Origin of the sequence: Polaribacter sp. HL-MS24, assembly GCF_032758595.1 — a bacterium.
GTDB lineage: Bacteria > Bacteroidota > Bacteroidia > Flavobacteriales > Flavobacteriaceae > Polaribacter.
Map to the genome: position 1 here is coordinate 1,431,568 of NZ_CP136415.1, position 12,703 is coordinate 1,444,270.

Below are 12,703 nucleotides of genomic sequence, written 5' to 3' on the forward strand. Positions count from 1 at the left end.
GATTATGAGCTTAAAACAAAAATTACATACTTTAAAAGAGAAATATAGAGGAACTAAAATGGCACCTGCGTTTAACGCAATCCATACCTTCTTATATTTACCAAACGAAGTGACCCACAACGGAACTCACATCAAAGCAGCAGATGACTTAAAGCGTACAATGAATATTGTTATTATGGCTTTAATACCCTGTTTGCTTTTTGGAATGTTTAATGCAGGATATCAGCATTATGCAGCAATTGACGCAGCAAAAGGAATCGCATCAGAATTTACCGTATTGGGTTCTTTCTTAACGATGGATAATTTTTGGATTGGAATTATTAAAGTGTTACCACTGGTAATCGTTTCTTATGGAGTAGGACTTTTAGTGGAATTTATTTTCGCAGTAATCAAAGGACACGAAGTAGAAGAAGGATATTTGGTAACTGGAATGTTAGTGCCACTTATTGTACCTGTAGATACTCCCTTGTGGATGTTGTCTGTAGCTGTTGTCTTTGGAGTCGTGATCGGAAAAGAAGTGTTTGGAGGTACTGGAATGAATATCTTAAACCCTGCATTAACGATTAGAGCTTTTTTATTCTTTGCATATCCAACATGGATGTCTGGAGATAAAGTTTGGGTGTACGATGCTGTTAACAGAGCAGGAACTGCAGATGCTATTTCTGGTGAAACCATGCTTGGTACCTATGCACAAAATCAGCCAGCAAATTACGATTTATGGGAGGCCTTTTTTGGGTTTATTCCTGGATCTGTAGGAGAAACTTCTGCGTTTTTGATATTGGTTGGTGCTGCAATCTTAATTTTTACAAAAATTGGAAGTTGGAGAATTATTCTTTCTACGTTTATTGGAGCTGCTGTAATGGGCTTTATTTTTAATCAAATTGTCGCTGCAGATATTATTTCAGAATCAAGCAAATTTTATGGCTTGATGAGTACCGATTGGTATGAGCATTTAATCATTGGAGGTTTGGCATTTGGAGCTGTGTTTATGGCAACCGATCCTGTAACAGCATCACAAACAAATAAAGGAAAATGGATATACGGTTTCTTAATTGGTTTTATATCCATTATGATCCGTGTCTTCAACCCTGCCTATCCAGAAGGAGTGTTTTTAGCCATTCTATTAATGAATGTATTTGCTCCAACTATTGACCATTATGTGGTACAAGGAAATGTAAAGAAAAGATTATCACGTACTAAAGTTAAAACTGCCTAATTATGAGTAAGAGAACAGATAGTAATAGTTATACAATGATTTTCGCCATCATTATGGTGTTGGTTGTTGGATCAATATTAGCCTTTTTTGCTTCGTCTTTAAAACCAAACATCGACGAGAACAAAAGAATTGAGAAACAACAGAATATTTTGTATGCATTGGGCATCAACGAAAATGAAGGGACTAGTGCTAAATTTGTATCAACAAATGTTGCTGGAACTGCTTTTTCAGAGTACATCACAAAGCAAATTGAAGTTCAAGGAGGCGGTGCAACTGAGAATTCGAACGCTTACTTAATAGACATCAAAAAAGAACAAACCCTAGCCAAGCAAGGAAAGCAAAGAAGATTGCCTTTGTTTGTAGGAAAAAATAAAACAGGAGACACGCTATATGTTGCACCAATTCGAGGAAAAGGACTTTGGGATGCTATTTGGGGATATGTTGCTATGGATAGAAACATGGTCGTGCAAGGGGCTTATTTTGACCACAAAGGAGAAACACCAGGTTTGGGAGCAAACATCAAGCAGCGTTATTTTATGGACGACTTTATTGGTGAGCACTTATTAGACGAAGCTGGAGATTTTAAAGGAATCAAAGTAGCTAAAGGAAACAACGATCCAAAAAATCTAGAAAAGACAGACTATGAAGTAGATGCAATAGCAGGTGCTACTATTACAGGAGATGGTGTGTCTGCAATGATTAAGAATGACTTGGCTCTCTATGTGCCTTATTTTAAATCATTAAAAACCAAAAGGAATTAAAGTAGAAAGTACTTAGATTTAAAATGCCTTGGACAATTGAAGATTTTACAGAACAATTCGAAAAAAGAACATGGCCTTTTGCAATCGAAACCGATTTTTGGTTAGAAAGAATAGAGTTATTAGATTGGGTAAGTCTAGAAAATAAATCGCTACTATTAGAAAGGAAGCCAAAGATTTACTAGCAATTTTACATCAATAGCAGATAAAATAAATTAATAAAAAAATGTATTCAAAGTTTAATTTTAGACACTTTAAGTACTTAAAAACTATAGACATTTAAAAACTATGAGACTTTTATCAAAAAAAGACGCAGCATTATTAACCGACCCCTTAGCTGATAACAACCCAATTACGATTCAAGTATTAGGAATTTGTTCTGCTTTGGCAATTACAGCTGAGCTTGAAGCTTCTATTGTAATGTCTGTTTCTGTGATGTTTGTATTGGGATTAGGAAATGTGGTAATTTCTTTAATGAGAAATATCATTCCATCAAAAATTAGAATTATTGTACAGCTGATTGTAGTTGCAACTTTGGTAATCATAGTAGATTTAGTGCTAAAAGCATTTGCATACGAACTTAGCAAGACGCTCTCTGTTTTTGTGGGGTTAATTATTACCAACTGTATCATCATGGGGCGCTTTGAAGCATTTGCTTTAGGAAACGGACCTTGGAGAGCTTTCCTAGATGGTATTGGGAATTCTGTAGGATATGGTGTGATTTTAATCTTAGTTGGTTTCTTCAGAGAACTTTTAGGAGCTGGAACTTTATTAGGATATCCTGTTTTAGGAAATCCCATACCAGGAGAATTATCAGGCTTGTACGCTTATGGGTATGAAAACAACGGATTCATGTTATTGTCACCAATGGCTTTAATTGTCGTTGGAATTATTATCTGGATACAACGAAGTAGAAATACATCATTAATAGAAGAAAATTAAAATTTAGGTTGTAGTTGATCGTTGTTCGAAATAAGTTCTAACAACTAAAGACGAATTACTAAAAACAATAAAAAAAATGGAACATATAGAATTATTTTTCAAATCGATATTTATTGACAACATGGTCTTCGCAACCTTCTTAGGAATGTGTTCTTACCTTGCGGTTTCTAAAAAAGTATCTACGGCTGTTGGTTTAGGTGCTGCAGTGATTTTTGTACTAGCAGTAACCGTACCTTTAAACTGGTTGTTAGATCAGTATATTTTACAAGAAGGTGCTTTAGTGTGGTTGGATCCAGCCTATGGTGTTGACGGAGCTGAAACAATTGACTTGAGTTTCCTATCCTTTATCATGTTTATTGCAACGATTGCGACCATGGTGCAGCTAGTAGAAATTGTGGTTGAAAAATTTTCACCTTCATTGTACAATTCATTAGGAATTTTCTTGCCCTTAATTGCAGTAAACTGTGCTATTTTAGGAGGAAGTTTATTCATGCAATCTCGTGAGATTCCCACCTTAGGATTGTCATTAACGTATGGAGTTGGTTCTGGAATCGGATGGTTCTTAGCCATTTTAGCCATTGCAGCAATTCGTGAAAAAATTCGATATTCAAGTGTGCCTCCAGCCCTAAGAGGTTTAGGAATTACTTTTATTATTACTGGATTAATGGCGATTGGGTTTATGAGTTTTGGAGGAATGCTGACCGGTGGAGATGAAGAAAAGAAAGACACTCCAGAAGTAGCAACTCAGATTGAAAAGGAAGAAGTAAAAAAAGAAGACGCTAAAGAAATTGTAGCCGATAACACAAATACAAACAAGCAGTAATATGATATTAGCAGCAGGTACTTCAGGAACTATTTTAGCAACAGTAGCAGCTTTTTTAGCGATAGTGTTGTTATTAGTAACTTTATTATTATTTGTCAAACAAAAATTATCTCCGTCTGGACCCGTATTTATTACGATCAACGGAGAAAAGAAAATTGAAGTGGCCTCTGGAAGTACACTTTTAACGACCTTGAGTTCGGAAAAAATATTTTTACCATCTGCCTGTGGTGGTGGAGGTTCTTGTGTACAATGTGAGTGTCACGTTAATTCTGGTGGAGGGGAAGCCTTGCCTACTGAAACACCGCACTTTACCCGTAAAGAATTAAAGCAGGGTGTTCGTTTGGCTTGTCAGGTAAAAGTAAAACAAGACATGGATATTTCTATTCCTGAAGAAATTTTTGGAATTAAGAAATGGGATGCTACTGTGGTTCGTAACTACAATGTCGCTTCTTTTATTAAAGAGTTTGTGGTAGAAATTCCAGAAGACATGGGCTACAAAGCAGGAGGGTATATTCAAATTGAAATTCCACCTTGTGAAGTAAAGTTTGCAGACATGGATATTACTGCACACCCAGAAGAGCACGATGCACCAGATAAATTTGAGGCAGAATGGGAAAAGTTCAAACTGAGACCCTTAGTGATGAAAAACAATGAAGTTGTGGAGAGAGCCTATTCAATGGCTTCTTACCCAGCCGAAGGTAGAGAAATCATGTTGAATGTGCGTATTGCAACTCCACCCTTTGATAGAGCAAAAGGAGGATGGATGGATGTAAATCCAGGTGTTGCCTCTTCGTATATTTTCGGTTTAAAAAAAGGAGATAAATGTGTGATTTCGGGACCTTACGGTGAATTCTTCATCAACGAATCGGATGCAGAAATGCTATATGTTGGTGGTGGAGCTGGAATGGCACCTATGCGTTCTCACTTGTACCAATTATTTAGAACCTTAAAGACGGGCAGAAAAGTAACCTATTGGTATGGAGGTCGTTCGAAAGCAGAATTATTCTATATCGAGCACTTTAGAGCCTTAGAAAAAGATTTCCCGAATTTTAAATTTTTCATTGCATTATCAGATCCTTTAGAGTCGGATAATTGGAAAGTTAAAAAAGATATTAATGATACTGAAGGTGACGGTTTTGTAGGATTTATTCACAACTGTGTAATCGAAAACTACTTGAACCATCATGAAGCACCAGAAGACATGGAATTGTATTTCTGTGGTCCCCCTTTAATGAACAAAGCAGTTCAAAAAATGGGAGAAGATTTTGGAATGCCAGATGAAAACATCCGTTTTGATGATTTTGGAGGATAGTTTCCCTTCAAACGATACTCAAAAAACCGATTTAGAAATAAATCGGTTTTTTATATTTAACACCTTTAGTAGGTCCTTAAAAAGAAAGAAGAGATGATCCTGAAAATAGCCCTCCTTGTCACTTTTGTATTGCTAATTGGTTTAGGGTACTTCTATTTTTTTCAGGAACGGTTTATTTTCTTACAGGGTAAAAAATTAAAGAGAAACTACCTCTTTCATTTCGATACCGATTTTGAAGAGATTTTTTTAGCAACTAGTGACCAACAAGAAATCAATGCAATTCATTTAAAATTATCCAACCCTAAAGGTGTTGTTTTGTATTTTCATGGAGCTAGTGGAAACCTCCAAAAATGGGGAAAAAGAGCGTCTTATTTCCTCTCAGATGGATATGAAGTGTTTTGTATCGACTACAGAAAGTATGGGAAAAGCACTGGGAATTTTTCCGAAGCAAAAATGTACGATGATGCTTTGCTAGCCTATTCATACTTAAAAAAGACCTTTCAAGAGGCTAACATAGTGATCTATGGTTTTTCTTTGGGATGTACTTTTGCGACGAAAGTAGCCTCAGAAAACAAGCCACAAGCTCTTATTTTAGAAGCCCCTTTTTACAATTTAAGAAAAGTTGTCCAATACCGGTTCCGATTTGCTCCCACCTTTTTGTTAAAGTATTCATTTTCGTCGGAGAAATACATTCCTATGGTGACCTCGCCCATTACCATTTTTCATGGAGATCAGGATCAAACGACTTCATTGGCAGGGGCTAGAGAATTATTCAATTGCAATAAGGCTTCTACCAATGAGTTTATAGAACTTTCTACTGCTACGCATCACAACATTTCTACTTTTCCACAATACAAGCAGAAGTTAAAAGAAATATTAGAAAGGTAAGATTTTTAGAAAGTGTACCTTTGCAAAAAATTAAGAGTATGAGTACGTTCGAAGAATTAGATTTATCCAACCAACTTCAGTATGCAATTGAAGATTTAGGTTTTGTAAATCCAACCCCGATTCAAGTAGAGGCTTTCCCAGTGGTAAGGTCTGGAAAAGATGTGGTCGGAATTGCACAAACTGGAACTGGAAAAACATTTGCATATATGTTGCCAATTCTTCGAGATTTGAAATTCATCAAAACAGATCATCCTCGTGTGCTGGTATTAGTACCCACAAGAGAATTGGTCTTGCAAGTAGTTGAAGAAATTGAGAAATTGTCAAAATACATCAATGTTCGTGTTTTGGGGGTTTATGGGGGAGCAAATATCAATACTCAAAAACAATCCATTGCACAAGGGCAAGACATCATTGTTGCAACCCAGGACGTTTGTACGATTTAGGTCTTAGCAATGTGTTAAAACTCAAAACAATTCAAAAATTGGTGATTGACGAAGTAGATGTCATGCTCGATTTAGGATTCCGTTTTCAGCTCCTAAATATCTTTGACTTGTTGCCACCACGGAGACAAAACATTATGTTTTCGGCAACGATGACAAAAGAAGTAGATGCCTTAATTCTTGACTTCTTTAAGAAACCAGAAAAAATATCAGTCGCTGTCAGTGGAACACCGCTAGACAATATTGTACAAGAAAGTTATCATGTACCCAATTTTTACACAAAAGTAAACTTGCTGAATGGCTTTTTAAAAGACAAAGAAACCTTTCATAAAGTTTTAATTTTCGTGGCTTTCAAAAGAACAGCAGATTTGCTTTTTAAGCATCTAGAAGAAGTCTTTGGAAGTGAAACCTGTGTCATACATTCCAATAAAACCCAGAACTATAGAATCCGTTCTATCCGTCAATTTGATGAAGGGAACAACCGAATATTAGTGGCTACCGATGTCATGGCTCGTGGATTGGATTTTGAAAACGTATCGCATGTGATCAATTTTGACACACCTGATTTTCCGGAAAACTATATGCACCGAATCGGGAGGACTGGTAGGGCTGAGAAAGAAGGAAAAACGATTTTGTTTTCAACACCGAAAGAACAAGAAGCCAAAGCAGAAATTGAAGCCTTAATGGACTTTACTATTCCATTGGTGGCCCTACCTGAAGAATTGGAAATATCGACCTTATTGACAGAAGACGAACGCCCTAGAGAAGATCAAGGGATTTCTAAAAATAGAAGTAGTTTAGAATATGTTCCGGGGCCTGCGTTTCACGAAAAAAGTGAAAAAAACAGCAAAACCAATCAAGGAGGTTCTTACCGAAGAGAAATTGCTCAAAAGTACAAGAAGCCAAAAACACGCGGCGATAAAAATTATAACAAACGCAATAAGAAGTAATCCATGCAGGTTTTAACAGCACAAGAATTGCATCATCTTGCCATGAATATTGTTGGTAAGAAATTACAAAAAATGGGCTATGAGTTTCAGGCAATCAACAGCAAACTGAAACGACATCCACAATTTGTCTTGTTTAAAAAAGGATCTCCAACTATTTTTGTTTTGGTGAAAGCAACGAACAATATTCAGAACCCTCAAGAGTATGATGTATTATGGATGGAAACCTTCAAGGAACATGCTAAAAAACAAAATGCCAAAGTTTGGTTTGCAGGTGTTGGGATTGCCAATGCAGAAAGCGTAGAAAATCCTGTTTTTAAAGATCAACCCTATTATGTGGCTTTCGATGATTTTATAAAGATTTTAGAGTAAGCGCTTTAAAGACCACATTCATAATTCCCTTATAAAATCAAATATTTCATGAATACAGACATACAGATACATAAACCAGTGCCCTATGACGTTTCTGGAATCCAAATTGCAACCTTTCGTAAAACTTCGGATATCAAGAGTACCATTAAAGGATTGGTAGCTGGAAAGCCTGTATTGGTAACAGCGTACTATAGTGACGGATTGTTGTTGCTCAATGAAGTAAAAAAACATCTAAAGAAAAAATTACCTACCAAGACTTTTCAAGAACAACGCGCATATCGTGCAGCCTATCATCAGTTGTCCAATCTCATTTTAGTTAAAATAGAAGGACACCAGTTGAGTTTAAAAAAATCACCTTCCATTGGTTGGTTAGAAAAGTTATACCCAGAAATGGACTCGTTTGTCTTGTCTTTCCCGAAAGTTCAAGGACTGAACAGTGCTTGGCAATGGTATCAAAATGGAATTTCTGTCCCTGTACTTCGGAATAAAATTCATCCGTATTATGGAACCTATTTCCCTACTCGTTTTGATCATTTAATTCTTTTTGACAATTGGCTGAAACGCTATGAAGGACCAAAAAAATCTGCCATAGATGTCGGTATAGGGAGTGGCGTACTGTCTTTGCAGATGATCAAGCATGGTTTTCAAAGCGTTTATGGAACTGACACTAACCCTAATGCAATTGTTGGACTTAAAGAATCTATGGGGGATACCAAACTCTCTCGAAAAATAACACTGGATTATGGGTCTCTTTTTGGTGCAATAACACATCAAACAGAGTTGATTGTTTTCAATCCGCCTTGGTTGCCAAAAGCACACGATTTAGATAAAAATGATGAAGCGATTTATTATCCGAAAAATTTATTTTCAGACTTTTTTAAAGCAGCTACTGATCGATTAGTACCTGATGGGAAATTAGCAATCGTCTTTTCTAATATGGCTCAAATAACCAATTTAACTGAAGGGCACCCAATAGAGAAGGAACTTGCTCAAGGGGGTCGGTTTCAACTTGAAAAGTGTTTGAAGAAATCTGTAAAACAAGCTTCAGATAAAACCAAAAGAATTCAAGATTGGCGTTCTTCCGAAGAAGTAGAACTGTGGATTTTGACAAAAAAATAAATCAGATTCTCTAATATTATAGCACAAAAAAACCACCCAAAAGGTGGTTTTTTTGTATGTAGAACTGAAAGCTTAGTCCGCTTTTTGCTCTAACAAATCAAAGAACTGTTGTAATCTTGGTAAGATGATAATTTTTGTTCTTCTATTTTTTGCTTTGTTTGCAGGAGTATCGTTCGGAGCTACGGGTACATAGCTACTTCTACCTGTAGCAGACAATCTTTCAGGTTTTACACCATATTTATATTGTAAAATTCGGGTAATTGAAGTGGCGCGTTTTGCAGATAAATCCCAGTTGTCTTGTAGAAAATCTGTTTTAATTGGAGTCGAATCGGTATGACCTTCAACCATTACATCCATTTGAGGTTGGTCATTGATTACCTTTGCGATTTTTTCTAAAACGGTATAAGCTTTTTCAGTAACATTGTAACTCCCGCTTCTAAATAATAATTTATCAGCGATAGAAATAAACACAACTGTTTTTTCTACATTAACTTCAATATCTTCGTCTTGGATACCGTCTGTTAAGTTTTTTGTCAAATGGTATTTGATTGCTAAATTAATAGAATCTTTCTGCGTCATTGCTTTTCTAATCCCATTTATAAATTTATCTTTTTCACTCAATTGAGAAATTACTGTTTTGATATTATCTGAAGAGGATTGGGTCAGTACAGTTAAATTTTCAACTTGTCGTAAGGCTGTTTTTTTATCTTCTTTCAAAGATTTAACTTGCTCCGACAAGGCAAAGGCTTTTGCGTCTTCATTGCTTTTTTCAATAAGACACTTTTGTAAATCCGCCTTAATATCTACCAATTGTGCTGTAGCAGAATCGTGCTTATCTTGTAAGGCAACAAACTCTTTTTTTGAAACACAGGCACTCAATAGAATACCAGTGAAAAGAAATAGGATGATTTTTTTCATTTTTTTGAGAATTAAATTTCTAATGCAAATTTAACAAAATCCACTTACAAATAGTGATGTAATGGCTATTTTATGAAAATTTTATGTACTATTTTTGTTGTTAAATTCAATTTTTGATGAAACGTTTTATACTGTTGCTATTTTTGGCAACCTTATTGGGTTCTTGTGAATCAAAATCGACACAAAAAGACATTCGGTTACAAGGGTTGGTTTTTGGGACAAGCTACTCAATTGTCTGTTTGAATACGGATGTGAATTACCAAAAATCAATTGACAGTTTGTTCCATTTGGTTAACAGAGCTACGTCTACCTATATCCCTACATCTATTATTTCTCGAATAAACAACGGAGATACTACAGTAGTTGCAGACGAAATTTTACTTGAATTGTTAGAGAAATCAAAAAATATTTATCAAAAAACAGGAGGTTATTTTGATCCGACCGTCGGAAATTTGGTGAATGCATGGGGTTTTGGTCCTAAAGAGGGGAAGAGAAATTTAGATTCCATAGAGGTCACTCAACAAATGAAATGGGTTGGTTTTGATAAAATTCAAGTTCGACAGAATAAGGTTTTAAAAAAGTATCCTCAGATGTATTTAGATTTTAATGCCATTGGAAAAGGTTTTGGAATCGACATCATTGCTCGTTTTTTAGACCGTAAAAATGTGGAGAATTATTTGATTGAAATTGGTGGAGAGATTCGAGCAAAAGGATTTAAAGACAATGGAAAACCTTGGAGAATACAGATAGAGGATCCTACCAAAATAAACAGAGAAGGCTTTACTGTCCTAAATGTGTCCAATAGATCTATGGCTACTTCTGGGAATTATCGAAAATTTAGAATTGCAGACAATGGACAGAAATATGTTCATACTGTAAATCCGAAAACAGGTTTTGCTACTGAAAGTAATTTGTTGAGTGTTTCGGTCATTGCTCCATTGGATTGTGCAGATGTAGATGCTTATGCAACAGCATTTATGGCGATGGGTGTTGATAAAACTAAAGATTTTTTAGAAAGGAATACCGAGCTGCAGGCAATTTTAATTTATTTGGATGCCCAGCAAAATCTCACGAGTTTTTCTAATTATGTGGACGGTTTGTAACACACTGGCAAGATTTCGCCTTTCATCAAACAAAATCGGTCTATTGCTTCTGGAGTAATTTTTTGGGTATAATCGATTTCATCGACCTTAAATCCTACTGCGCGCAACTTCTCAAAATAATCTCGACCATAGACTCTTACGTGATCGTATTGTCCAAAGATCTTAGTGCGTTCTTTTTTGTCGGTTATGCTGTTGTCTTCAAATGTTTTTTCTCTAGAAAGTTCCTGTGGAATTTGAAAAATCCCCATTCCATTGGGTTTTAGTACACGATACAATTCTTGCATGGCCTTAGTATCATCGGGGATATGTTCTAAGACATGATTGCAAAAAACAACATCAAAAGAATTTTCCTCAAAAGGAAGATTGCAAATATCTGCTTTAATATCTGCAATGGGCGATTCCAAGTCGCAGGTAATGTAGCTCAGATTTTCTTGTTTCCGAAAGAGGTCTAAAAAACATTGTTCGGGTGCAATATGCAATACTTTTTGCTTCTTTTTGGACGTGAAAAATGAAGTTTCATCTCTTAAAAACAACCACATTAGTCGATGTCTTTCAAGGGATAAAGTCGAAGGTGATAGTGCGTTTTGGCGCTGTGTTCCATATCCATACGGGAGGAGCTTTCGAAAATTACTTCCATCGATTGGGTCGGTATACTTTGAGCCCCTCAGATAAAAACGAACGAAAGGTCTGACCCAATAGCTAGCTTTGATCAATATAGGCCGAGGGATGGTGTTAAGTATCGTTTTAAATATTTTCATATGTAGTACACAGAGATTCACAGAGCATCTCAAAGCGTTTTATGCTGTATGTAAAAAATGTTTGAATCCGTTTTTTAATAATTTCATTTGAAAATGGACCACTAATATTTCAGATAATTTTCAAGCTTCATAGAAGTTAGAATTTGATCATGGTGGACTCCAGTATATGGGCATTGGTTTGTTGTCTTTATGAGTATTCTAAAATACATACTTCAATATTGAAGACAACTTCTTGGAAAACTTCTCCAGTACAACTATAAATTATTGTCTAAACTCCTCCTCTTCATCACTCACAATACCTAAGGCTTCGTTTATATACTTAAACGTAGAAAGCAGTTCGGGTTTGCCGTTTACTATAGCGACATCGTGTTCAAAATGGGCAGAGGGTTTGTTGTCTAGAGTTGTAATCGTCCAGCCATCTGAATGCTGTCTAATTTTATGAGTTCCTAAATTGGTCATTGGTTCTATTGCAACCACCATTCCCTCTACAAACTTTTTTCCTCTTCCTCTTTTTCCATAATTGGGCATTTCTGGATCCTCGTGCATTTCACGTCCTAGTCCGTGTCCTACCAACTCTCGTACTACACCGTAGCCATGGTCTTCTGTAAATTTTTGGATGGCATAACCCACATCTCCAACCCGGTTTCCTACTCTGAATTCACGAATTCCTACATACAAACTTTCTTTGGTGATGTCTAATAATTTTTGAACATCAGATGCAATTTCACCGACCCCGAATGTATAGGCGTGGTCACCATAAAAGCCATTTTTCAAAGCACCACAATCTATTGAAATGATTTCTCCTTCTTTCAAAGGAGTTTTGTTCGGGATTCCATGCACAACTTGTGAATTTGGGCTCATACACAATGTATTTGGAAAATCATACAAGCCTAAAAAACTAGGGATAGCGCCCTCAGCTCTGATAAAATCTTCTGCTAATTTGTCTAAATATAAGGTTGTCACACCTTACTTTACTTCACTGGCCAGCATGCCCAATGTTCTAGAAACCACCAATGCACTTTCGCGCATTATTTCAATTTCCTCTTTTGTTTTTACGTGAATCATCTTCAAAAATTATAGGGCAAAGTTAATTTAATTTAAAGGAAC

Annotated in this window: 13 protein-coding genes and 2 pseudogenes; 12 read left to right on the forward strand and 3 right to left on the reverse strand. The window is 36.0% G+C overall.

Features of this window, described 5'->3' with window-relative positions; all coding sequences use genetic code 11:
• Nucleotides 1-4 precede the first annotated feature (4 nt).
• The 11 genes and pseudogenes from RRF69_RS06745 (at nt 5) to RRF69_RS06795 (ending at nt 8,817) form a co-directional block, all read left to right on the forward strand.
• Nucleotides 5-1,216: an NADH:ubiquinone reductase (Na(+)-transporting) subunit B gene (locus RRF69_RS06745; RefSeq protein ID WP_316939079.1), complete on the forward strand. Its 1,212-nt coding sequence runs from the start codon at nt 5-7 to the stop codon at nt 1,214-1,216.
• Nucleotides 1,217-1,218: 2 nt separating this feature from the next.
• Complete coding sequence (locus RRF69_RS06750; protein WP_316939080.1) at nt 1,219-1,977, forward strand: Na(+)-translocating NADH-quinone reductase subunit C; 759 nt, start codon at nt 1,219-1,221, stop codon at nt 1,975-1,977.
• Between the two features lie 23 nt (nt 1,978-2,000).
• The gene (locus tag RRF69_RS06755; protein ID WP_316939081.1) at nt 2,001-2,159 is read left to right on the forward strand and encodes a hypothetical protein; all 159 of its coding nucleotides are present in this window, start codon (nt 2,001-2,003) and stop codon (nt 2,157-2,159) included.
• Between the two features lie 103 nt (nt 2,160-2,262).
• Nucleotides 2,263-2,916 (forward strand): NADH:ubiquinone reductase (Na(+)-transporting) subunit D, encoded by a 654-nt coding sequence (locus RRF69_RS06760; RefSeq protein WP_316939082.1) that lies wholly within the window; start codon nt 2,263-2,265, stop codon nt 2,914-2,916.
• Between the two features lie 76 nt (nt 2,917-2,992).
• The gene (gene nqrE, locus RRF69_RS06765) at nt 2,993-3,739 is read left to right on the forward strand and encodes an NADH:ubiquinone reductase (Na(+)-transporting) subunit E (RefSeq protein WP_316939083.1); all 747 of its coding nucleotides are present in this window, start codon (nt 2,993-2,995) and stop codon (nt 3,737-3,739) included.
• Between the two features lies 1 nt (nt 3,740).
• Nucleotides 3,741-5,051 carry an NADH:ubiquinone reductase (Na(+)-transporting) subunit F gene (gene nqrF / locus RRF69_RS06770; protein ID WP_316939084.1) on the forward strand — a complete coding sequence of 437 codons (1,311 nt, stop codon included), beginning with the start codon at nt 3,741-3,743 and terminating at the stop codon, nt 5,049-5,051.
• 93 nt (nt 5,052-5,144) lie between these two features.
• A complete protein-coding gene (locus RRF69_RS06775; RefSeq protein WP_316939085.1) occupies nt 5,145-5,939 on the forward strand; it encodes an alpha/beta hydrolase in 795 nt (264 codons plus the stop codon).
• A gap of 38 nt (nt 5,940-5,977) precedes the next feature.
• Nucleotides 5,978-6,492, forward strand: a pseudogene (locus RRF69_RS06780) (DEAD/DEAH box helicase); the annotation flags it as partial.
• Nucleotides 6,493-6,531: 39 nt separating this feature from the next.
• Nucleotides 6,532-7,329 carry a helicase C-terminal domain-containing protein gene (locus RRF69_RS06785; protein ID WP_316941117.1) on the forward strand — a complete coding sequence of 266 codons (798 nt, stop codon included), beginning with the start codon at nt 6,532-6,534 and terminating at the stop codon, nt 7,327-7,329.
• Nucleotides 7,330-7,332: 3 nt separating this feature from the next.
• On the forward strand, nt 7,333-7,698 hold the full coding sequence (locus RRF69_RS06790) for a Na(+)-translocating NADH-quinone reductase subunit F (protein ID WP_316939086.1): 366 nt from the start codon (nt 7,333-7,335) through the stop codon (nt 7,696-7,698).
• Nucleotides 7,699-7,746: 48 nt separating this feature from the next.
• Nucleotides 7,747-8,817 (forward strand): methyltransferase, encoded by a 1,071-nt coding sequence (locus tag RRF69_RS06795; RefSeq protein WP_316939087.1) that lies wholly within the window; start codon nt 7,747-7,749, stop codon nt 8,815-8,817.
• A 72-nt stretch (nt 8,818-8,889) separates the two neighbouring features.
• On the opposite strand, the gene RRF69_RS06800 is transcribed toward RRF69_RS06795, so the two are convergent.
• Nucleotides 8,890-9,735, reverse strand: coding sequence for a flagellar motor protein MotB (locus tag RRF69_RS06800; protein ID WP_316939088.1), 846 nt, complete (start codon nt 9,733-9,735; stop codon nt 8,890-8,892).
• A gap of 116 nt (nt 9,736-9,851) precedes the next feature.
• Here RRF69_RS06800 and RRF69_RS06805 point away from each other — a divergent pair, with 116 nt between their 5' ends.
• Nucleotides 9,852-10,838, forward strand: a complete 987-nt coding sequence (locus RRF69_RS06805; RefSeq protein ID WP_316939089.1) for an FAD:protein FMN transferase — start codon at nt 9,852-9,854, stop codon at nt 10,836-10,838.
• Here the strand turns inward: RRF69_RS06805 and RRF69_RS06810 are convergent.
• Entirely contained in the window at nt 10,820-11,596 is a 777-nt protein-coding gene (locus RRF69_RS06810; protein WP_316939090.1) for a class I SAM-dependent methyltransferase, read from the reverse strand. The genes RRF69_RS06805 and RRF69_RS06810 overlap by 19 nt on opposite strands.
• A 261-nt stretch (nt 11,597-11,857) precedes the next feature.
• Nucleotides 11,858-12,661 (reverse strand): annotated as a pseudogene (gene map / locus RRF69_RS06815) (type I methionyl aminopeptidase).
• Between the last annotated feature and the right edge of the window lie 42 nt (nt 12,662-12,703).

Bases quoted from the DNA above. Each gene is read 5' to 3' on its own strand.
- RRF69_RS06745 (WP_316939079.1), top strand. From the start codon at position 5: ATGAGCTTAAAACAAAAATTACATACTTTAAAAGAGAAATATAGAGGA.
- RRF69_RS06750 (WP_316939080.1), top strand. From the start codon at position 1,219: ATGAGTAAGAGAACAGATAGTAATAGTTATACAATGATTTTCGCCATC.
- RRF69_RS06755 (WP_316939081.1), top strand. From the start codon at position 2,001: ATGCCTTGGACAATTGAAGATTTTACAGAACAATTCGAAAAAAGAACA.
- RRF69_RS06760 (WP_316939082.1), top strand. From the start codon at position 2,263: ATGAGACTTTTATCAAAAAAAGACGCAGCATTATTAACCGACCCCTTA.
- nqrE (WP_316939083.1), top strand. From the start codon at position 2,993: ATGGAACATATAGAATTATTTTTCAAATCGATATTTATTGACAACATG.
- nqrF (WP_316939084.1), top strand. From the start codon at position 3,741: ATGATATTAGCAGCAGGTACTTCAGGAACTATTTTAGCAACAGTAGCA.
- RRF69_RS06775 (WP_316939085.1), top strand. From the start codon at position 5,145: ATGATCCTGAAAATAGCCCTCCTTGTCACTTTTGTATTGCTAATTGGT.
- RRF69_RS06785 (WP_316941117.1), top strand. From the start codon at position 6,532: ATGACAAAAGAAGTAGATGCCTTAATTCTTGACTTCTTTAAGAAACCA.
- RRF69_RS06790 (WP_316939086.1), top strand. From the start codon at position 7,333: ATGCAGGTTTTAACAGCACAAGAATTGCATCATCTTGCCATGAATATT.
- RRF69_RS06795 (WP_316939087.1), top strand. From the start codon at position 7,747: ATGAATACAGACATACAGATACATAAACCAGTGCCCTATGACGTTTCT.
- RRF69_RS06800 (WP_316939088.1), bottom strand. From the start codon at position 9,735: ATGAAAAAAATCATCCTATTTCTTTTCACTGGTATTCTATTGAGTGCC.
- RRF69_RS06805 (WP_316939089.1), top strand. From the start codon at position 9,852: ATGAAACGTTTTATACTGTTGCTATTTTTGGCAACCTTATTGGGTTCT.
- RRF69_RS06810 (WP_316939090.1), bottom strand. From the start codon at position 11,596: ATGAAAATATTTAAAACGATACTTAACACCATCCCTCGGCCTATATTG.